This is a genomic window from Streptomyces sp. NPDC006458 (assembly GCF_040612135.1).
Classification (GTDB): Bacteria; Actinomycetota; Actinomycetes; order Streptomycetales; family Streptomycetaceae; genus Streptomyces.
In genome coordinates this window covers 1-20556 of the sequence record NZ_JBEXPR010000033.1, presented here as the reverse complement: position 1 = coordinate 20556, position 20556 = coordinate 1, and the positions used below count along the sequence as shown (strand labels likewise).

Here is a 20556-nt window from a genome sequence, read left to right as displayed (position 1 = left end):
CCGGGCAGGCACAGCACGGTGGCTAACCGCAACCGCGCCGGTGCGCCCGCCCACACCCGGCCGGAGGTCCGAGGGCCGCCCCCGCGCAAGCACCGCACGGGGGCTAACCGCAACCGCGTCGGTGCGGTCGCCCACACCCGGCGGCGGGTCCGGCGGTTGTCCCCCGGCAGGCGCCGTGCGACTGTCAACGGCGGCGGGCCCGGCCGTAGGTCACGGCACCGGGCCCGCCGCCGGGAGGGGCTACTTCGTCCACTCGTCCCAGGACAGGTTCCAGCCGTTGAGGCCGTTGGACGGCTCGACGGTCGGGTCGGTGGAGTTCTTCACGAGCACCACGTCACCGATCATCGACTGCTTGAAGAACCAGGCCGCCTCGACGTCCTCGTCCCAGCCGCCGCGCACGTCGCGCAGTCCGATGCAGCCGTGGCTGGCGTTGTAGTTGCCGAAGGCGTCGCCGCCCCAGTAGTTGCCGTGCACGAAGGTGCCGGAGTCGGTCAGGCGCATGGCGTGCGGCACGTCCTTGATGTCGTACTCGCCGTCGTAGCCGACCGTGTCGCCGTTCATCCGGGTCACGGTGAACTTCTCGCTGATGACCATCGCGCCGTTCCAGGTGGCGTAGCCGGGCTTGCCGGTGGTCACCGGGACGGTCTTGAACAGCTTGCCGTCCCGCATGACCTTCATGGTCTGCTTGGAGGCGTCCACGATCGACACCTGCGAGCGGCCGATGGTGAAGGAGACGGTCCTGGACTGCTCGCCGTAGACGCCGTCGCGGCCCTCGACGCCGTCGAGGTTCAGCTCGACGGTGACCTTCGTGCCGGCCTTCCAGTACTTCTCCGGCCGGAAGTCGAGGCGGTCGTTGCCGAACCAGTGGCCCTCGACGTCGACGGCCGGCTCCGTCTTGATCCTGACGGCCTTCTCGACGTCGTCGGGGTTGGTGATGCCCCGGGTGAAGCGGACCGAGAACGGCATGCCGACGCCGACCGTGGAGCCGTCCTCGGGGGTGAAGGTGCCGACGAAGGTGTTGTCCGGCGTCAGCGTGGTGAAGCTGGAGTCCTCGGCGGCGGTGCGCCCCTCGGCGTCCTTGGCGACGGCGTGCACCTGGTACTTGGTGGCGGCCGCCAGATGCGTGGCGGGCGTCCAGGAGGCGCCGTCGCCGGAGATCGAGCCCTCGATCCTCGTGCCCTTGCCGTCCTTGACGACGACCTCGGTCAGCTTGCCCCCCGCCGCGCCGACCTTCAGCCTGCCGCTGGTGTCGACGTCGGTGGCGCCGTTCTTCGGCGCGATGGTGACGACGGCCTGCGACTGCCCGCTCGCGGCCGGCGCCGCGTTCTTGCCCTTGTCCTTGCCGTCCCCCGGGTCCTTCCCGGAATCCGATCCCCCACCGCCGCAGGCCGTCACTGCCAGCAGCAGCACACCGGCGAACACGGCCCCCAGCCGCCGCCCACGTGCGTCAACCGACGCCCCCGGTATCGGTCGAACCTTCAACGTCCTACTCCCCTCCCCCGGGCCTGGTCGGGCCCGCGACAGCGCGGCTCCTGCGCGCATTGGCGCATATTAACCACCTGTTCAGGAGCACCGAGGTCGCGCGATTGTCACCGTTCGGTCCCAACCGGCCCGGTCCGGGGAGCTACTTGACGGCGCTGCCCGCCTTCCACTCCTGCCAGCCCATGTTCCAGCCGCCGAGACCGTTGTCGGGAGCGACCTGCTTGTCCTTGCTGCGCACGACCTCCACCACGTCCCCGATCAGGCTGCGGTCGAAGAACCAGCCCGCCGGCGTCTGCGCCCCGCCGCCCTTGACGTCCTGCAGACCGACACAGCCGTGGCTGACGTTGCTGCTGCCGAACACGGAGGCGTCCGCCCAGTAGTTGCCGTGCAGGAAGGTGCCCGAATCGGTCAGGCGCATGGCGTGCGGCACGTCCGGGATGTCGTACTCGCCCTTGCCGTCCTTCTTCTTGAAGCCGACCGTGGCGCCGTTCATCCGGGTCACCTCGTACATCTCGGTGACGACCATCCTGCCGTTGTACGTCGTCGTCTTCGGGGCGCCCGCGGTGACCGGCACGGTCGCCAGCAGCTCGCCGTCGCGCCGCACCTCCATGGTGTGCCGGGCGGCGTCGACCAGGGAGACCTGGCTGCGGCCGACCGTGAAGCCGAACGTCTTGTACTGCAGCCCGTACACACCGGGCGCGCCCTCCACGTCCCGCAGCCGCAGCTCGACGGTGACCTCGGTACCGGGCTTCCAGTACTCCTCGGGCCGGAAGTCCAGCCGGCCGCCGCCGAACCAGTGCGGGCGGATCTCCACGGCCGGCCGCGAGGTGACCCGCACCGCCCGTTCGACCGCGGCACGGTTCTCGATCTCCCGGTTGAACTCCAGGGAGACGATCATCCCGGTGCCGACCGTGGCCCGGTTCTCCGGGCTGACGTACCCGATGAACCGCTCCCGCGGGACGTACGTCGTGAACGTCGTGTGCCGGGCCGACCGGCGGCCGTGGCCGTCGAGGGCGACCACGTCGACGCTGTACCTGGCGGCCAGCGCGAGCCGCCTGCCGTCGGGCCGCCAGCTCAGCCCGTCGTCGGAGATCCGGCCGGGCACCTCCGCCTCCTGGGCGTCCTGCGACGCCGTGACCCTGACCGACTCCAGCCGGCCGTCGGGCACCGCCACCGACAGCGGCCGGTCGGGCCGCACGTCCCTGCTGCCGTCCAGCGGGGTGATCCGGATGACGTCCTCGGCCGAAGGGGGCTTGCCCAGCATGCTGTCCAGCCCCCCGCCGCCCGTGCAGCCGGCCGCGCCGGCCAGCAGTCCTGCCCATGTCAGTACGGCGGCCAGTGCGGCCCCCGCGCGCCGCGCGCGCTCATGTACGTGCCTCACATCCGTGCCCAACGACGGGCCCGCCCTGGGGAAACGTGAGTGCGACCCAAGCTCTGGGCAGAACAGTGGGAAGGGACGACACGAGCCGAGGTGAGGGCGTAGCCGGCGCGCCCTTTCCGTGTCGTGCCACGAGCCGCGGGAGGCCGACAGGTGTCGAGCGCAGCCGAGCAGGAGGCGGTGGCCGTCCAGGACGGGCGTACGGCCGCCGTCGTCGAGGGGGCACGGCGCGGGGCGCCCGTCCCCGCCGTGCCCGTGTGGCCGGGCGCGCCGACCCCGCTGGGTGCCCGGTTCCGGGTCGGCCCGGACGGCGTGGCGGGCACCAACTTCGCGCTGTGGGCGGGCGGGGCGGAGGCCGTCGAGCTGTGTCTGTTCGACGAGGAGGGCCGCGAGACCCGGGCCCGGCTCACCGAGCTGACCCATGAGATCTGGCACGGCTTCGTCCCCGGCGTGCTGCCCGGCCAGCGTTACGGCTACCGGGTGCACGGCCGCTGGGACCCGTGGACCGGCGCCCGCTGGAATCCGGCGAAGCTGCTGCTCGACCCGTACGCGCGCGCGGTGGACGGCGCCAAAGGGAATGATTACAGCGCCCTGCCGCCGGAGGTCTACGGCCATGTCCGCGACTGGCCGCAGCAGCACATCGCCGACACGGTCCGCGACGACCGCGACTCGGCGCCGTACGTCCCCAAGGGCGTCGTCGTCCACGATGACGACGACTGGGCCGACGACCGCCGCCCGAAGACCCCGTGGGCGGACTCGGTGATCTACGAGGTGCATGTGCGCGGCTTCACCAAGCTGCACCCCGGCATCCCGCGGGAACTGCGCGGCACGTACGCCGGGCTGGCGCACCCGGCGGCGATCGAGCACCTGGTGAAGCTGGGCGTGACGGCCGTGGAGCTGCTCCCGGTCCACCAGTTCGCGCACGAGGACCATCTGCTGCGCCGGGGCCTGCGCAACTACTGGGGCTACAACTCCATCGGCTACTTCGCCCCGCACTCGGCCTACGCGGCCTGCGGTACGGCCGGCCAGCAGGTCGGCGAGTTCAAGCGGATGGTGCGGGCGCTGCACGCGGCCGGGATCGAGGTCGTCCTCGACGTGGTCTACAACCACACCGCCGAGGCGGGCGAGCTGGGCCCGACGCTGTCGCTGAAGGGCATCGACAACCGGGGCTACTACCGCCTCCAGCCGGACGCCCGCAGGTACGCCGACTACACGGGCTGCGGGAACACCCTCCATGTGGTCCAGCCCCATGTGCTGCGGCTGATCACCGACTCCCTGCGCTACTGGGTGACGGAGATGGGCGTGGACGGCTTCCGCTTCGACCTGGCGGCCGCGCTGGCCCGCTCGATGCACGACGTCGACATGCTCTCGCCGTTCCTCGCGGTCATCGCCCAGGACCCGGTGCTGCGCCGGGTCAAGCTGATCGCCGAGCCGTGGGACGTCGGCTCGGGCGGCTACCAGGTGGGCGCGTTCCCGCCGCTGTGGACGGAGTGGAACGACCGCTACCGGGGGGCCGTGCGGGACTTCTGGCGGGGCGCGCTGCCCGACGTACGGGATCTGGGCTACCGGCTGTCGGGGTCGAGCGACCTGTACGCCTGGGGCGGGCGGCGGCCGTACGCCTCGGTCAACTTCGTCACCGCGCACGACGGCTTCACCCTGCGCGACCTCGTCTCGTACGGGCACAAGCACAACGAGGACAACGGCGAGGACAACCGGGACGGCACCGACGACAACCGTTCCTGGAACTGCGGCGCCGAGGGCGAGACCGACGACGAGGGCGTACGCGCGCTGCGGCGGCGGCAACTGCGCAACCTGCTGACCACCCTGCTGCTGTCGACGGGCGTGCCGATGCTGGTCGCGGGCGACGAGCTCGGGCGCACCCAGCACGGCAACAACAACGCCTACTGCCAGGACAACGAGACCAGCTGGGTGGACTGGTCGCTGCTGGACGACCCCGGCTGGAAGGCCCTGTTCGAGCTGACGTCCCGACTGATCGCGCTGCGCCACCGGCACCCGGTGCTGCGCCGCCGGGCCTTCTTCTCCGGCCGGCCCCACTCGGCTGACGGGCTGCGGGACCTGGCCTGGTTCACCGCGCGGGGCTCGGAGATGACCGAGGGCGACTGGTACGCCCCCGCCGCCACGCTCGGCATGTATCTGTCCGGGCGGGACATCCCCGGCCGGGACGGCCGCGGCGCCCCGGTGCTCGACGAGAGCTTCCTGGCCGTCCTGCACGCCGCCGACCACCCGACCGAGTTCGTGCTGCCGGGGCCGCCGTGGGCGGAGACCTACGAGCTGGTCGTCGACACCTCCCGCGAGGAGCAGGGCGAGGCACCGGCGGTCGTGCACCGGGCGGGGGCGGTGATCACGGTGCCGGCGCGGTCGGTGCTGCTGCTGAAGGTCGGCTGAGGCAACTGTTGCCGGTCCGTGAACTCCGCGGCCGGAGCGTTGACCGGCCCCGGCCGGGCTGGCACCGTCCCTGGTCATGAGGCCGTCCATCGATCACTGGTGCGCGTACGCCGCGCTCGTGGAGCGGCGCCACGTCGACCTGTGCCGACAGCGCAGCGCGCTCTGTCACTGAGCCACGGCCCTGTCGACCGACGGCCCCGAACGTCCCTGAGGGAGGACCGGGAACCCGGTGGCCCGGCCGTCGCTGGAGGTTTGTGGTGGCCGTCCGGGGGCGGTGGATCGGGGAGCGCGGGGGGTGGTCGGTGTGAACGGCGTACGGAGTCGACCTGGCCGCGTCGCGAGGCCGGGCCCCGCCGAAACTCGGTGGGCAGTGTCAGTGGTGAACCGTAGGCTCGCTGCTGATGTCCACGACACGTGCAACCACCGAGGACCGCTCCGCCGTCCGCAGCCTGCTGCGCCTGTGGCCGTACGTCCGGCCCGTCCGGGCGCGGCTGTTCACCGCCGCGCTCGTCGCGGTCGTCGCCTCCTGTCTGGGGCTGGTGATCCCGCTCGTCCTGAAGTGGGTCGTGGACGGGCCCGTCGCCGACGGCGACCCGGCCGGGGTGTGGCTGGGCGCGCTGTTCCTGCTCCTGCTCGGCTTCGCCGAGGCCGTGCTGTTCGGGTTCCGCCGCTGGCTGGTGGCGCGGCCGCTGTCGGGTGTCGAGGCGTCGATGCGGGCCGCCCTCTACCGGCACCTCCAGCGCCTGCCGGTGTCCTTCCACGACCGGTGGGCATCGGGCCAGTTGCTCTCGCGCGCCACGACCGACCTCATGCTCCTGCGCATGTTCCTGGCCTTCCCGCTGACCTTCCTCCTCGTCAACGGGGTGACGATCCTCGCGGGCATCGTGATCATGCTCGCCCAGGACGTCGTCCTCGGCCTGGTGATCCTGATCCCGGCGCTCCCAGTGGTCGTCACCTGCGTGCTCTTCGAGAAGCGCTACGCGGAGGTGGCCCGGCTCGCCCAGGACCAGGTCGGCGACCTGACGACGGTGGTCGAGGAGAGCGTCCTCGGCATCCGTATCGTCAAGGGCTTCGGCCGCCACCGCAGCCAGGCCCGCGCCTTTCGCGAACTGTCCCGCACCCTGCGGGGCACGGAGCTGCGCAAGGCCCGTCTGCTGGCGATGATCTGGGCCGTCATCGTGACCCTCCCGGAGCTCGCGATCGGGGCCGCGCTGGTGCTGGGCACCGTACGCGTGGCCGACGGCGAGCTGTCCGCGGGCACCCTCGTCGCCTTCCTCTCCACCGCCCTCGCCCTGCGCTGGCCCGTCGACTCCATCGGCTTCCTGCTCGCCATGAGCCAGGAGGCGGCTACGGCGACCGAGCGGTACTTCGAGGTGATGGACGCGGAGCCGGAGGACACCGGCGCGCGGGGCGCCGTGAAGCACCCCGGCGACGACGGTCTCCGGTTCGACGCCGTCACCTTCCGCTATCCCGACGCTCCCGCCGGCACCGCCCCCGTCCTGGACCGCGTGGACCTGCACATCAGACCCGGCGAGTCCATGGCCCTGGTGGGCGCCACCGGCAGCGGCAAGACCACCCTCACCGCCCTGGTCCCCCGGCTGCACGAGGCGACCGGCGGCCGCATCACCGTCGACGGCGTGGACATCACCACCATCCCCAGAGAGGAACTGCGCGCTCTCGTCGCCGTGGCCTTCGAGGAACCCACCCTCTTCTCGGCGAGCGTCGGCGAGAACGTCCTCATGGGAACGGGCGCCGACGCGGGCCCCGAGGACCTCGCGCGGGCCCTCGACATCGCCCAGGCCGGCTTCGCCCACGCCCTGCCCCAGGGCACGGACACCCAGGTCGGCGAGCAGGGCCTCAGCCTCTCCGGCGGGCAGCGGCAGCGGCTGGCGCTGGCCCGCGCGGTCGTCGGCAGACCGAGATACCTGGTGCTCGACGACCCGCTGTCCGCGCTGGACGTGCACACGGAGGCCGCCGTGGAGGCCGCGCTGCGCCGCGTGCTGGCCGACACCACCGCCCTGATCGTCGCGCACCGGCCCTCCACCGTGCTGCTCGCCGACCGGGTCGCCCTGCTCTCCGAGGGCCGCATCGCGGCCGTCGGCACCCACCACGAACTGCTGCGCACCAACGCCGAGTACGCGCACCTGATGTCCGGAGCGGACGAGGAGGCCCAGGTATGACGGCGACAGCCGCCGGTGCGAAGACACGGGACCCTGCCGACGACGAACCGGCCCGCCGCGGCGGCGACCCGTTCGACAGCGACACCCTGCCCACACCCCCGGGGGCCGTGGGCGCCCTGCTGCGCTCCCTGCTCGCCCCCATGAAGGCCAGGGTCGCGCTCACCACGCTCTGGCTGCTGCTCCAGCAGGCCGCGGTCCAGGCGGGCCCGCTGCTCGTGGCGTACGCCATCGACCGGGCGGTCCCCGCCTTCCGCGAGGACGACTTGGGCCCGCTGTGGGCGGTGGCGGCCGGCTACCTGCTGAGCGCGCTGGCCTCGGGCGCGCTCCAGTACGCGTTCATCATCGCCTCCGCCCGGGTCAACCAGGACGTGCTGCTCGACCTGCGCGGCAGGATCTTCCGGCACGCCCAGGCGCTCAGCGTCGACTTCCACGAGCGCTACACCTCGGGCCGGCTGATCTCCCGGTCCACCACCGACGTGGAGTCGCTGCGCGAGCTGCTGGACGAGGGTCTGCAGGAACTCGTGACGGTGGTGCTGTCCTTCGTCTACATCTCGGCGCTGCTGCTCTGGCTGGATCTCGGCCTCGGCGCGGTCGCGGTGGGGTCGTTCGTGCCGCTGTACGGGCTGGTCCGGCTGTACCAGCGACGGGCTGCGCGGGTGTACGAGGAGCGCTCCACGGCGATCGCGCGGGTGATCGTGAAGTTCGTGGAGACGATGAACGGCATCCGCCCGGTGCGCGCGTTCCGCCGCGAGGCGGTCAACGACGCCGAGTTCGGGGTGCTCAACCGCCACCACGAGCGCACCAACGGCGACGCCCTGCTGGAGATGGCCCGCTATGTGATCGGCTCCCGGCTGGTCGCCAACACGGCCGTCGCGCTGATCGTGCTGTGGGGCGCCTACCGGGTCGCCGACGGCACCCTGGCCCTCGGCGTGCTGGCCGCGGCCGTGCTGTACCTGCGGCGGCTGTACGACCCGATCGACCGGCTGGGCATGTTCCTCAACTCCTACCAGTCGGCGGCCGCCTCGCTGGCGAAGATCGCCGGACTGCTCGCGCAGACGCCGTCGGTCCCCGAGCCCGCCGCCACTCGGCAGCTTCCCCCGGCGCCGGGCGAACTGCCGGGCCGTGAGGCCGTCTTCGACGGCGTCCGGTTCGCCTACCGCACCGGCGGCGAGGTGCTGCCCCGCTTCGACCTGACCCTGCCTGCCGGGCAGACGGTCGCGGTGGTCGGCTCGACCGGCGCGGGCAAGTCCACCCTGGCCAAGCTGCTCGCCCGGTTCTACGACCCGACCGAGGGCCAGGTGCTGCTGGACGGCGTCGACCTGCGCGAGCTGGCCTTCTCCGAACTGCGGCGCGCGGTGGTGATGGTGACCCAGGAGGCGTTCCTCTTCTCCGGCACGGTCGCCGAGAACATCGCCATCGGCCGCCCCGACGCCACCCGCGAGGAGATCGAGCGGGCCGCGAAGGCGATCGGCGCGCACGATTTCATCAGCGCCCTGCCCGACGGCTACGACACCGACGTCCGCAAGCGGGGCGGCCGCGTCTCCGCGGGACAGCGCCAACTCATCTCGTTCGCACGGGCGCTGCTCGCCGACCCGGCGGTGCTGATCCTGGACGAGGCGACCAGCTCGCTGGACATCCCGGGCGAGCGCGCGGTGCAGCGGGCGATGACGACCGTGCTCAAGGGCCGTACCGCGGTGGTGATCGCGCACCGGCTGTCCACGGTCGAGATCGCGGACCGGGTGCTGGTGATGGAGCACGGCCGCGTCGTGGAGGACGGCACTCCGGCCGAACTCGTCTCCGGCACCGGCAGGTTCGCGGATCTGCACCGGGCGTGGCGGGACAGCCTGGCGTGAGGCGACGGCAGGTGATCGACGCCTACGAGGACCCCGGCACGCCCGACCACCGCGGCGGCTGGCGCTATCTGTGGTGGCTCGTGCTGCGCCAGCCGGGCCGGTCGGTGGCGGGGGCCGTGCTGGGCAGCGCGTGGATGGTGCTGCTGTCGGCGACGCCGTATCTGATGGCGCGGGCCGTCGACGAGGGGCTGGTGCCGGGCGACCTGGGCGCGCTGGCCGGGTGGACGGGCGCGCTGGTGGCGGTCGGGGCGTTCAACGCCTGGCTGGGCGTCATGCGGCACCGCACGATGACCCGGGTGCGGATGGACGCCAACTTCCGCACGGTGAAGGTCGTCGTCGGACACGCGGTGCGGCTCGGAGCCGCGCTGCCGCGGCGGATCGGGACCGGCGAGGTCATGACGATCGGCGTGGGCGACGTGCAGCAGATCAGCGGCTGCCTGACCGTGGTCGGGCCCGGGGTCGGCGCGGTGGTCGCCTACGGCGTGGTCGCCGGACTGCTGCTGTCGGTGTCGGGGCAGCTCGCCGCGGTGGTGCTGCTCGGCGTGCCGTTCCTCGCGGTGCTCGTCGGCCCGCTGATGGGCCGGCTCCAGGGCGCCGAGACCGAGTACCGGGAGCGGCAGGGCGTGCTCACCGCCCGGATCGGGGACCTCGCGGGCGGTCTGCGCGTGCTCAACGGCCTGGGCGGCAAGGGGCTGTTCGCGCAGGGGTTCCGCGAGGACTCGGCGCGGCTGCGCGAGCAGGGCTACCGCGTGGGGGCCGTGACCAGTTGGATGCAGGCGCTGGGCATCGGGCTGCCGACGCTGTTCCTGGCGGTGGTGACCTGGCTCGCGGCCCGTCTGGCAGCCCAGGGCACCATCACCGTGGGCGAGTTGGTCGCGGTGTACGGCTATGTGGCGGTGCTGGTGCGCCCGGTGGCGTTCCTCCTGGAGTGCGGCTACCAGCTGGGGCGGGGCGTGGTGGCCGCCCGGCGGGTGGTACGGCTGCTGCGCCTGGAGCCCGACCCCGACACCGGCACGACGCAGGCGCCCGCGGAGCCGTCCGTGCTGCACGACCCGGACTCCGGCGTGCGGGTACGCCCCGGCCACCTGACGGCCCTCGCGGCGGAACGCCCCGCGGACGCCTCGGCCGTCGCCGACCGACTGGCCCGCTACGAGCCCTCGGCAGCCACCTGGGGCAACATACCCCTCTCCGACATCCCTCTCCCCCAGGTGAGATCCCGAATCCTCCTGGCCACCCCCGAGGCGGACCTGTTCGCAGGCCCCCTCAGAGAGGTAATCACCACCGACCCAACCCCCCACCACGCGGCCCTGGTCAAGGAACACCAGAACGCCAAACCTCCCAGCAGCCCAACCCCCCCAAGGGGCGCGGGGAACTGCGCGACCAACCACGACGCGGGAACAGCCGCACAACCACAGCAAGCGGCACCCCCGAACGCCCACCGGAACAACGCACCCCCCAGCAGCCCAACACCCCAAAGGGGCGCGGGGAACTGCGCGACCAACCACGACACGGGAACAGCCGGACGACCACAGCAAGCGGCACCCCCGAACGCCGAACCACAGCAGGGCGCACCCCCGAACCCCGAACCACAGCAAGCGGCACCGCCGAACGCGGCCCCACCCCAAACCGCACCTCAGGACGCGAAACTCCACCACGCCCTGCACACCGCCGCCGCCGAGGACATCCTCCACTCCCTCCCCGCCGCCCTCGACTCCATGATCGACGCCCAGGCCCGCAACCTCTCCGGCGGCCAACGCCAACGCATCCGCCTGGCCCGAGCCCTGCTCTACGACCCGGAGGTCCTCATCGCCGTGGAACCCACCTCGGCCCTGGACGCCCACACGGAGGCACAGGTCGCCGAGCGCCTGCGCACCGGACGCGCGGGCCGCACGACCGTGGTGACCAGCACCTCCCCCCTGGTGCTGGACCGGGCGGACACCGTGTACTACCTCGTCGACGGCAAGGTCGCCGCGAGTGGGAGGCACGCCCGGCTGCTGGCCGAGGAACCGGGCTACCGCGCGCTGGTGTCCCGCGACGCCGCCGAGGAGGCCGCGCGATGAGCCGGGGTCAACTGCCCGTCGCGCAGCCCGCCGAGGTGCGCCGCGCCTCACTGCGGCTGGTGCGCGCCGACGCGCGGGCCTTCACCGTGGTGGCCGCCCTCAACGCCGCCGCGGCCGCCGCGGGCCTGGCGGGCCCCTGGCTGCTGGGCAGGATCGTGGACGAAGTCCGGGCCGGGTCCGGAACCGACGCGGTGGACCGGCTCGCGCTCGCCATCGTGGCGTGCTCGCTGGCCCAGTTGCTGCTGGCCCGCTGGGCCCGTTACGTGGGCCACCGTTTCGGGGAGCGGACGCTCGCGCGGGTGCGCGAGGAGTTCGTCGACCGGGCGCTCGCGCTGCCCGCGTCGGCGGTGGAGCGGGCGGGCACCGGCGACCTGACGGCGCGCGGCACGGCGGACGTGACCGCCGTGGGCACCACGTTGCGCGACGCGGGCCCCGACCTGCTGATCAACCTGGCACAGGCGCTGTTCCTGCTCGGCGCGACGTTCGCCGTCGACCCGCTGCTCGGCGCGGTGGGCGTGTGCGGGCTCCTCCCGGTCTGGCTGATGCTGCGCTGGTATCTGCGCCGGGCCCGGGACGGCTACCTCGCCGAGGGCGCGGCCGGTTCCGAGGTCGCCGAGATCCTCGCGGCCACCGCGGCCGGGGCGCGCACGGTGGAGGCGTTCCGGCTCCAGCGGCGGCGGATCGCGGCGAGCCGGGAGGCGCTCGCGGTGTCCCGGCGGCGGCGCCTGCACACGCTGTGGCTGCGTACGGTGTTCTTCCCGGTGGTGGAGGTGTCGTACGTCCTCCCGGTCGCCGGTGTGCTGCTGATCGGCGGGGTGCTGCACACGCACGGGATGCTGAGCCTGGGCTCGGTGGTGGCGGCGGCCGTGTACCTCCAGCAGTTCGGCTCGCCGCTGGACGAGATCCTGATGCGGGTAGAGCAACTGCAGAGCAGCGGCGCCTCGTTCGCCCGGGTCGAGGGCCTGGCCGGGGCCCCGCGCACGGCCCGGGGTCCGGCGGCGGCCCCCGCGGACGACCGTATCGACGTCTCCGGCGTGCGCTACTCCTACGGCCGCGGGGGCGAGGTCCTGCGCGGTGTGGATCTCACGATCCGCCCCGGTGAGCGGCTCGCGATGGTGGGTCCGTCGGGGGCCGGGAAGACGACGCTGAGCCGGCTGCTGGCGGGGGTGGACGCGCCGACCGAGGGGTCGGTGACGGTCGGCGGGGTACCGGTGGCGGCCCTGGATCCCGAGCAGTTGCGGCGGCAGGTGGTGCTGGTGACCCAGGAGCACCATGTCTTCCTGGGCACGATTCGGGACAATCTGCGGATCGCCGCGCCGGACGCGGAGGACGGCCCGCTGTGGCGGGCTCTGGCCACGGTCGGCGCCGACGGCTGGGTGCGCGAATCCGGCGGACTGGACGCCGAGGTGGGCGCGTCCGGCATCCCGGTGGACGGCCCGCAGTCCCAGCAGCTCGCTCTCGCCCGGGTGGTGCTGGCCGACCCGCACACGCTGATCCTGGACGAGGCCACGGCCCTGCTGGACCCGGCGACCGCACGGCACGCCGAGCGCGCCCTGGCCGCCGTACTGCACGGTCGTACGGTCATCGCGGTCGCGCACCGGCTGCACACCGCGCACGACGCGGACCGGGTGGCGGTGATGGAGGACGGCCGGATCGCCGAACTCGGCACGCACGAGGAGCTGGTGGCGGCGGGCGGGCCGTACGCGCGGCTGTGGCGGACCTGGCACGGGGAACCGGAGGCCGCGGGCACGTCCGCCGGCCCTGTCGGGGACAGCGCCTTCAAGTCAGGCGAATAGTCCGAATATCGAACGCGAGCCTCCGGTCAACGGACGATTTCCAGCCAATCTATTGACGCGCTCCTGACAGGATGCCGGATCTCCTGCCACTCTTCCCACGTCCACCCCACAGCAACCCCACAGTCGGTCGCACGCCCGGCTGGGGGGCGGTCACTGCTCTTCACGCACGTGGTTTCACGCACCACCCCGTTCTGCCCGGACGGCCCACCCGCCCTCCGGTTCTCCCCGGCCGCGTGACCCGCGGCCCGCAGAAGGAGTCAGTGTTGAGAAGCAGTTCCTCCCACAGACGCACCTCCCACACCCGCAAGGCCGCGGCCGTCGCCCTCGTCGGCGTCTCCGCACTCCTGGCCGCCGCCGTCCAGTCGGGTGCCGCCACCGCGGCTCCGCAAGCGGCCCGTCCGGCCGTCGGCAAGGTCAACCCCGGCGCCCTTCCGGCCAAGCTCAGCCCTGCCAAGCGTGCCGAGCTGCTGAGCGAGGCGAACGCCGGCAAGGCGGACACCGCCCGTGGACTGGGCCTCGGCGCCAAGGAGAAGCTGGTCGTCCGTGACGTGGTCCAGGACCGCGACGGCACGGTGCACACCCGCTACGAGCGCACCTACGCCGGTCTGCCCGTCCTCGGCGGCGACCTGATCGTCGCCACCGCGAAGGACGGCGCGCGCGAGGGCGTCGTGAAGGCGACCCGGGCGACCATCAAGGTCGCCTCCCTCACGCCGTCGGTCGCCGCGGACCGCGCCGAGAAGCAGGCGCTGGGCGCCGCCAAGGCCGAGCACGCCAAGGACGCGGACGTCAACCGCGCCCCGCGCAAGGTGATCTGGGCCGCGACCGGCAAGCCGGCCCTCGCCTACGAGACGGTCGTCGGCGGCTTCCAGCACGACGGCACCCCGCAGGAACTGCACGTCGTCACCGACGCCACCACCGGCGCCAAGCTGTACGAGTGGGAGGCGATCGAGACCGGCACCGGCAACACCGTCTACAGCGGCACGGTCGCCCTGACCACCACGCAGTCCGGCTCGACGTACAACCTCACCGACGGGGCGCGCGGCGGGCACAAGACGTACAACCTCAACCACGGCACGTCCGGCACCGGCACGCTGTTCTCCGGGCCCGACGACATCTGGGGCAACGGCAGCCCGTCGAACCTGGAGTCGGCCGGCGCCGACGCCCACTACGGCGCGGCGCTGACCTGGGACTACTACAAGAACGTGCACGGCCGCAGCGGCATCCGCGGTGACGGTGTCGGCGCGTACTCCCGGGTCCACTACGGCAACAACTACGTCAACGCCTTCTGGTCGGACAGCTGCTTCTGCATGACCTACGGCGACGGGTCGGGCAACGCCAACCCGCTCACCTCGATCGACGTGGCCGCGCACGAGATGAGCCACGGTCTGACCGCGGCCACGGCGGGCCTGGTCTACAGCGGCGAGTCCGGCGGCCTCAACGAGGCCACCTCCGACATCTTCGGCTCGACGGTGGAGTTCTACGCCAACAACTCCTCCGACGTCGGTGACTACCTCATCGGCGAGGAGATCAACATCAACGGCGACGGCACGCCGCTGCGCTACATGGACAAGCCGAGCAAGGACGGCGCGTCCAAGGACAGCTGGTACTCCGGCATCGGCTCGATCGACGTGCACTACTCCTCGGGCCCGGCGAACCACTTCTTCTACATGCTCAGCGAGGGCAGCGGCGCCAAGGTCATCAACGGTGTCAGCTACAACTCGCCCACCTCGGACGGCCTTCCGGTGACGGGCATCGGCCGCGCCAAGGCGGAGCAGATCTGGTTCAAGGCGCTGACCACCAAGTTCAGCTCCAACACCAACTACGCGGGCGCCCGTACCGGCACCCTCGCGGTGGCCGGTGAGCTGTACGGCACCACCAGCGCCGAGTACAAGGCGGTCCAGGACGCGTGGGCGGCCGTCGCGGTCGGCTCCCGCTCCGGTGGCGGCGGCGGCACGACGTTCGAGAACACGGCCGACGTGTCGATCCCGGACGTCGGTGCCGCGGTCACCTCGCCGATCACCGTCACCGGCCGCACCGGCAACGCGCCGAGCAACCTCCAGGTCGCGGTGAACATCGTGCACACCTACATCGGTGACCTCCAGGTCCAGCTGGTCGCGCCCGACGGCACGGCCTACACGCTGAAGGCGTACGGCACCGGCGGCAGCGCCGACAACATCGACACCACGTACACGGTGAACGCCTCGTCCGAGGTCGCCAACGGGACCTGGCTGCTGCGGGTCCAGGACAACGCGGCCATCGACACCGGCTACATCAACAGCTGGGCCCTGACGTTCCCGTAACCCGGAACTCGTCAACTCCGCTCGCCGCCCCGGTGGTTCGTCCGCCGGGGCGGCGCCCTGCGTTCCGGGCCCGGGAAGGGTCCGTCGGCACGGCCGTGGAGTTCTACGCCGCGAACGCCTCCGACCAGGGCGACTACCGAGTACTCCACGGTGGCCGCGGCATGGGCGGCGGTCAATTTCAGCTGACCGGGCTCTAGGCTTGGGCGGTATGTCCTTCACCTATGACGAGGTCGGCGCGACGCGTCGTGACGGCTACTGCCCGCCCGGCTTTCATCCGCTGCACGTCCGGACCCGGATCGGGGAGGGCGAGGCGGTGTTCCGGCGGGCCGCGGAAGCGGTCCGCACCTGGGAGATGCACAAGGCGCTCGGCGTCGGCGTACAGGCCGACGCCGAGCGCGCTGTCGAGGGGGGTGACGTGACCATCACCCTCGCCGGTGTGATCAAGGCGCCCTGCCGCGTGGTGTGGACCGTCGACGAGCCCCGGCGGGCCGGCTGGGCCTACGGGACACTGGACGGTCACCCGGAGTGCGGCGAGGAGTCCTTCGTCGTGGACCGGACCGGAGACGGAACCGTATGGCTCACGGTGTCCGCCTTCAGCCGGCCGGCCAGGTGGTACTCCCGGGCGGGCGGGGCCGCGACACGGGGGCTCCAGAACGCGTACGCGCGCAGGTGCGGCAAGGTGCTGCGCGAGCTCTGCTCCGAGTAGGCGGCGTCACCGCAGCAGCACTCCCGCCCCCTCCACCACGTCCTCCGACGGCGTCGCCACCAGGCCCGGTTCCGCGCTCGACGCGAGCAGCCGGTGGGACGGCAGGATGCGGACCGTGTAGCCGAAGGGGCCGGTGCGGTCCAGCGCGAGAGGGCCCTCGTAGCACCAGTGGCCCTCCAGGTCCGGGCCGCCGACCGGCTTGAGGGGGGCCGCCAAGGCGTCGGTGAGACGGTCCTCGGCGTCCACCCGGCCCGAGACGGCCTGCACCTCGACGTCGTCCGGGCCGAGGTCGCCGAGGCGCAGCCGGACCCTCAGGGTAAGGGTGGAGCCCAGCTCGGCGGTGGTCATGGACGTGGAGGTCTCCACGTGGTCGACCGCCACAGCGTGCCAGGACGCGCGCAACCTGGCCTTCCAGGCGGCCAGTTCGCGGGCCGAGTCGGCGTCCATGGCCCGGTGGGCGTGGGCGGCGGGAGCGTAGAGGCGCTCCGCGTACTCGCGGACCATCCGGCCGGCCAGCACCTTCGGGCCGAGCAGGGTGAGGGTCTGGCGGACCATCTCGATCCAGCGCTCGGGCAGCCCGCCCCGGCCGCGCTCGTAGAAGCGCGGGGTGACGCGCTGTTCCAGCAGGTCGTAGAGGGCGGCGGCCTCGATGTCGTCGCGGTGGTCGACGTCGGTGCCGACCCCGTCCGCGGTGGGGATCGCCCAGCCGAAGTCGGGCTGGAACCACTCGTCCCACCAGCCGTCCAGGACGGAGAGGTTGAGGCAGCCGTTGAGGGCGGCCTTCATACCGCTGGTGCCGCAGGCCTCCAGCGGGCGCAGCGGGTTGTTCAGCCAGATGTCACAGCCTGGGTAGAGCTTCTGCGCCATCGCCATGCCGTAGTCGGGCAGGAAGACGATGCGGTGCCGCACCCGCGGGTCGTCGGCGAACCGGACCAGTTCCTGGATGAGCCGCTTGCCGCCGTCGTCCGCCGGGTGCGCCTTGCCGGCCACGACGATCTGCACCGGCCGCTCGGGGTGCAGCAGCAGGTCCATCAGCCGGTCGCGGTCGCGAAGCATCAGCGTCAGGCGCTTGTACGACGGGACGCGGCGGGCAAATCCGATGGTGAGGACGTCCGGGTCGAGGACCTGGTCGATCCAGCCGAGCTCCGCCGTGCCCGCGCCGCGCTGCCGCCAGGACGTCCGCAGCCGGGAGCGCACCTCGGCGACGAGCTGCTCGCGCAGGGAGCGGCGCAGCTCCCAGATGTCCTGGTCGGAGGCACCGGCCACGGCGTCCCAGCGGTCGGTGTCGCCCACGGTGAGCGCGTCCTCGGTGCGCTGGGCGCCGACCATCCGGGCGCCGAGCCGCAGCACCTCGGGGGCGACCCAGGTCGGGGCGTGCACACCGTTGGTGACGGAGGTGATCGGCACCTCGTCGGCGTCGAAGCCGGGCCACAGGCCGGAGAACATCTCGCGGCTGACGTTGCCGTGCAGCAGGGAGACGCCGTTGGCGCGCTGGGCCAGGCGCAGGCCCATCACGGCCATGTTGAACAGGTTGGCCTCGCCGCCCGGGTAGGTCTCCATGCCGAGTCGCAGGATGCGCTCGACGTCGATGCGCGGGAGTTCGGCCTCGGGGCCGAAGTGCCGGGCGACCAGCTCACGGTCGAAGCGGTCGATGCCGGCGGGCACGGGCGTGTGCGTGGTGAAGACCGTGCCGGCCCGCGCCGCCTCCAGGGCGGAGTCGAAGTCCAGCCCCCGGTCGCACAGCTCGGCGATGCGCTCCAGACCGAGGAATCCGGCGTGCCCCTCGTTGGTGTGGAAGACCTCCGGCTCGGCGTGCCCGGTGAGCCGGCAGTAGGTGCGCACGGCCCGGACTCCTCCTATGCCGAGGAGCATCTCCTGGAGCAGCCGGTGCTCGCTGCCGCCGCCGTAGAGCCGGTCGGTGACGCCGCGTTCGCCGAGGTCGTTCTCCTCCACGTCCGAGTCGAGCAGCAGCAGCGGGATGCGGCCGACCTGCGCGAGCCAGATCCGGGCGTGCAGCGCCCGGCCGCCGGGCATCGCCAGGGAGAGCTGCGCGGGGGTGCCGTCGGCCTCCTCCAGGAGGGCCAGCGGCAGCTCGTTGGGGTCGAGTACCGGGTAGTGCTCCTGCTGCCAGCCGTCGCGGGAGAGGGTCTGGCGGAAGTAGCCGTGCCGGTAGAGCAGGCCGACCCCGATCAGCGGCAGGCCGAGGTCGCTGGCCGCCTTCAGATGGTCACCGGCCAGGATGCCGAGCCCGCCGGAGTACTGCGGCAGGGCGGCGGTGATGCCGAACTCGGGCGAGAAGTAGGCGACGGCGGCGGGCAGTCCCGGGGGCTGCGCCTGATACCAGCGGTCGCCGCGGACGTAGTCGCCCAGCTCGTCGACGGCCGCTCGCAGGCGGCGCAGGAACCGGCGGTCCTGGGCGAGCTCGGCCAGCCGTCGCGGCGGCACACTGCCCAGCAGCCGCACGGGGTCACCGTCCGACGCGGCCCATCGGTCGGGGTCCACCGACTGGAACAGCTCACGGGTCTCGGCGTGCCAGGACCAGCGCAGATTGCGCGCCAGATCGCTCAGGGGCGTTAAGGGATCGGGAAGCACGGGTCGGACGGTGAATCGACGAATCGCCTTCAAGTTCCACCTCGTCGAGCGTGCGCGGGAGGGACACCTCTATGTGTCCCTTCGTCCCTGTCGACGGTAGTGGTTACTTCACGGTTGAGGTGGCGGGAACCTCAGCACGCGGCGTGTTCCGTGAACTCGACGTCGTCGGGCAGGACGTGCCCGAACCGCTGGAGGCGGCGGGCGGCCTCGTACGGGGTTCGGGAGAGGCGGTGAGCCGTGTGGAGGATGTGGGTGAGGGGGAACGGGGTGCCGGTACGCGGCCAGGAGATGCCCGTCCTCCGGGTGATGGGGCGGAGGACGGCCGTACCCTCGGGCCAACTGCCCTGTGTTCAGGTGCAGTCGGCGGCACCCGGCGCCGAAGCCTGCCGGCTGCCGCGGCTGGGGCCGATCTCCGGTCTCACCCGACAGGCCCGATGCGGCCGTGGCCCCCGAGTGGGGCGGACGCGCTCCCGTGGGCGCGCCGCGTCGGCGCGGGTCCTCGACGGCTGCGCCGTACGGGCGATCGGGCGCGCCGCCCGCTCGAACTGCGGTGCAGTCCCCCACCTGTTCGCGCGCGGCGTGTCGATCACGTCCGCGCGGCGCGGCGACGACACTGGGCGGGTGACTCTCTCCGGCACGTCCACGGCCGCGCGCGCTGCCGGGACGGCGGCGGTGTTCCTTTCCGGACATCCGAAAGCCTCATCCTCTTCGGCCGCGAAGGCTTTGGCCGAAGGGGCGGCTTCCGGCAAAGTGTCCGGAAGGGGACTCGGCTCGCCGAACAAAATTCTGTATTTTCCGCGCTGGTAACGGCGGACACATGGGACCGGCCCCGTTCATCCGGAACGGGGCCGGTCTTGTGCGCAGACATACGCGTGAGTAGTTAACAAAGTGCCGGATTGCCCACCCGAATAGGGTGGGAAGGCTCCTGCGGTACACCTCACCGGTTCCGTCGCAGGGACACCAGCAGGTACACCAGCAGGACCCACTCCCCCAGCCATCCGCCCACCCACGTTGACGCGGACAGGAGCGGTGATGCCCGCCAAGCACCACACGTCGGCACTCCCGACGCCCAGTACCGAACGATCCCCCGTACGCCCGACCGCCGCGCGCGCCCCCGCGAGCGCGACGGTCCCTGAACCACCCTCACCGGGACACCCCCCGGCCTCACGGGCACCCACAGGCGCCGCCACGGCTGTCGGACGCATCCCCGTCCTCGACGTCCGGCCGGTCGTGCAGCACGGACGCCGGCCCGCGAAGGCCGTGACCGGTGAGGCGTTCGAGGTCTCAGCGACGGTTTTCCGCGAAGGACATGACGCTGTTTCGGCCAATGTCGTGCTCACCGACCCGGATGGCCGGATCGGCGCGTTCACGCCCCTGCGTGAACTGGCCCCCGGCACCGACCGCTGGGGCGCCACCGTCACCGCGGACCGGCCCGGCTCGTGGACGTTCACCGTCGAGGCCTGGAGCGACCCGATCGCCACCTGGCGGCACCACGCGCGGATCAAGATCCCGGCGGGCATCGACACCGGCCTCGTCCTGGAGGAGGGGGCACGCCTGCACGAGCGTGCCGCCGTCGACGCCCCGCGGGCCGACGGTGTGCGCGCGGCCCTGCTCGGCGCCGCGGACGCCCTGCGCGACGAGAACCGCCCGGCCGCCTCCCGGCTGGCGGCGGCCCTGACTCCCGAGGTGGACGCGGCTCTGGGCCGGTATCCGTTGCGGGAGCTGGTGACGGTGTCGGAGGCGATGCCGCTGCTGGTGGAGCGGGAACGGGCCCTGTACGGCTCGTGGTACGAGTTCTTCCCC

The 20556-nt window shown here is 72.5% G+C and carries 12 protein-coding genes; 9 read left to right on the top strand and 3 right to left on the bottom strand.

The genetic code is table 11. The features are described from left to right. Positions 1-240: 240 nt before the first annotated feature. Both ABZZ79_RS33130 and ABZZ79_RS33125 read right to left on the bottom strand, forming a co-directional pair. The gene (locus tag ABZZ79_RS33130) at positions 241-1482 is read right to left on the bottom strand and encodes an Ig-like domain-containing protein (RefSeq protein WP_356695167.1); all 1242 of its coding nucleotides are present in this window, start codon (positions 1480-1482) and stop codon (positions 241-243) included. Between the two features lie 142 nt (positions 1483-1624). Continuing rightward, entirely contained in the window at positions 1625-2863 is a 1239-nt protein-coding gene (locus ABZZ79_RS33125; protein ID WP_356695165.1) for an Ig-like domain-containing protein, read from the bottom strand. A 150-nt stretch (positions 2864-3013) separates the two neighbouring features. Here ABZZ79_RS33125 and glgX point away from each other — a divergent pair, with 150 nt between their 5' ends. The 8 genes from glgX (at position 3014) to ABZZ79_RS33085 (ending at position 16161) form a co-directional block, all read left to right on the top strand. Continuing rightward, positions 3014-5266: a glycogen debranching protein GlgX gene (gene glgX / locus ABZZ79_RS33120; protein WP_356695163.1), complete on the top strand. Its 2253-nt coding sequence runs from the start codon at positions 3014-3016 to the stop codon at positions 5264-5266. Between the two features lie 76 nt (positions 5267-5342). Then, entirely contained in the window at positions 5343-5438 is a 96-nt protein-coding gene (locus tag ABZZ79_RS33115) for a putative leader peptide (protein WP_356695161.1), read from the top strand. 229 nt (positions 5439-5667) lie between these two features. Continuing rightward, positions 5668-7446 carry an ABC transporter ATP-binding protein gene (locus tag ABZZ79_RS33110; RefSeq protein ID WP_356695159.1) on the top strand — a complete coding sequence of 593 codons (1779 nt, stop codon included), beginning with the start codon at positions 5668-5670 and terminating at the stop codon, positions 7444-7446. Continuing rightward, positions 7443-9299 carry an ABC transporter ATP-binding protein gene (locus ABZZ79_RS33105; protein ID WP_356695157.1) on the top strand — a complete coding sequence of 619 codons (1857 nt, stop codon included), beginning with the start codon at positions 7443-7445 and terminating at the stop codon, positions 9297-9299. Before ABZZ79_RS33110 ends, ABZZ79_RS33105 begins: the two co-directional genes overlap by 4 nt. 11 nt (positions 9300-9310) lie before the next feature. After that, positions 9311-11359: an ABC transporter ATP-binding protein gene (locus ABZZ79_RS33100; protein WP_356695278.1), complete on the top strand. Its 2049-nt coding sequence runs from the start codon at positions 9311-9313 to the stop codon at positions 11357-11359. Next, positions 11356-13155: an ABC transporter ATP-binding protein gene (locus tag ABZZ79_RS33095; RefSeq protein ID WP_356695155.1), complete on the top strand. Its 1800-nt coding sequence runs from the start codon at positions 11356-11358 to the stop codon at positions 13153-13155. The genes ABZZ79_RS33100 and ABZZ79_RS33095 overlap by 4 nt, the downstream gene beginning before the upstream one ends. 263 nt (positions 13156-13418) lie before the next feature. After that, positions 13419-15455 carry a M4 family metallopeptidase gene (locus ABZZ79_RS33090; protein ID WP_356695153.1) on the top strand — a complete coding sequence of 679 codons (2037 nt, stop codon included), beginning with the start codon at positions 13419-13421 and terminating at the stop codon, positions 15453-15455. Between the two features lie 208 nt (positions 15456-15663). Continuing rightward, the gene (locus tag ABZZ79_RS33085; protein WP_356695151.1) at positions 15664-16161 is read left to right on the top strand and encodes a DUF1990 domain-containing protein; all 498 of its coding nucleotides are present in this window, start codon (positions 15664-15666) and stop codon (positions 16159-16161) included. Positions 16162-16167: 6 nt separating this feature from the next. Here the strand turns inward: ABZZ79_RS33085 and glgP are convergent, their stop codons facing one another. Continuing rightward, the gene (gene glgP, locus ABZZ79_RS33080) at positions 16168-18786 is read right to left on the bottom strand and encodes an alpha-glucan family phosphorylase (protein ID WP_356695149.1); all 2619 of its coding nucleotides are present in this window, start codon (positions 18784-18786) and stop codon (positions 16168-16170) included. A gap of 999 nt (positions 18787-19785) precedes the next feature. Between glgP and ABZZ79_RS33075 the strand changes: the two genes are divergently transcribed. Continuing rightward, positions 19786-20556: maltotransferase domain-containing protein (locus ABZZ79_RS33075; RefSeq protein WP_356695147.1), on the top strand; the 771-nt coding region annotated here is incomplete at its 3' end.